The 315-nt window shown below is 56.8% G+C and carries 1 protein-coding gene; it reads left to right on the top strand.

Features of this window, described 5'->3' with window-relative positions; translation table 11 throughout:
- Positions 1-27 precede the first annotated feature (27 nt).
- On the top strand, positions 28-315 hold a 288-nt coding region (locus AB4371_RS10465), incomplete at its 3' end, for an immunoglobulin-like domain-containing protein (protein ID WP_372149653.1).

The raw sequence follows: 315 nt of genomic DNA, 5'->3' as shown, positions 1-315 counted from the left end.
ACTTCGAAAACTTGGATACCCGTGACCGTGGCAGACACCACCGATACGGCGGTGACGTTAACCTTGAATGACGTGAGCGTGAATGAAGGCACAGGCCAGGCGAGCATTACCGCGACGCTAGACCACACGCCAGAGACCGAGCTTGTAGTGACGCTGTCCAATGGCGCGACGATCACGTTCGGCACCGATTACGTGGCGGGCGCGGAAGTGACTTCAACAGCGTTCGACATCAACAACGGCGAAGACCTGTATGTAGACGGCTCATCGTTCGACCTGTCGGTGCAAAGCACCGAAGGCGGCAACTTCGAAAACTTG

The sequence above is a fragment of the Vibrio sp. 10N.261.51.A3 genome (genome assembly GCF_041471965.1).
Lineage (GTDB): Bacteria > Pseudomonadota > Gammaproteobacteria > Enterobacterales > Vibrionaceae > Vibrio > Vibrio crassostreae_C.
The sequence above is the reverse complement of the archived record's forward strand: the minus strand, read 5'-3'. Positions and strand labels throughout refer to the sequence as shown.